This window comes from Motiliproteus sp. MSK22-1, assembly GCF_001968815.1.
Lineage (GTDB): Bacteria > Pseudomonadota > Gammaproteobacteria > Pseudomonadales > Balneatricaceae > Motiliproteus.
In genome coordinates this window covers 1-355 of sequence record NZ_MIEQ01000013.1, presented here as the reverse complement: position 1 = coordinate 355, position 355 = coordinate 1, and the positions used below count along the sequence as shown (strand labels likewise).

Here is a 355-nt window from a genome sequence, read left to right as displayed (position 1 = left end):
ATGGTGCCCTCAGGCACCTCAAAACTCAGATCCGTGACCGCCGCCACGCCGCCAAAGTACTTATCCAGATTTGCGGTTTGCAGGATACTCATGGCTCAGACGCCCCCTTTTTCAGGTTGCTGCGGGGTGGAGTTGAGGGATTTTTCCGGCTGATCAGCGTGACTATCCCGGTGTTTTTGTGCACTGGGCGGCGCGGGCTGAACCGGCCCCCGCAGCAGGTGTCGGCGGGCCCAACGGGCCAGCGTGACAAACAGTCCCTGGGGCATAAAGATCATCCCTCCCATCAGAATTCCACCGAAGATCAGCATCTCATAGTCTTCAAACACCACCAGCACTTCGGGTAGCAGGGTCAGTA

General features: G+C 58.0%; 1 pseudogene. It reads right to left on the bottom strand.

Annotation, left to right across the window (positions count from 1 at the left end):
• Positions 1–95: 95 nt before the first annotated feature.
• Positions 96–355 (bottom strand): annotated as a pseudogene (locus BGP75_RS27140) (hypothetical protein); the annotation flags it as partial.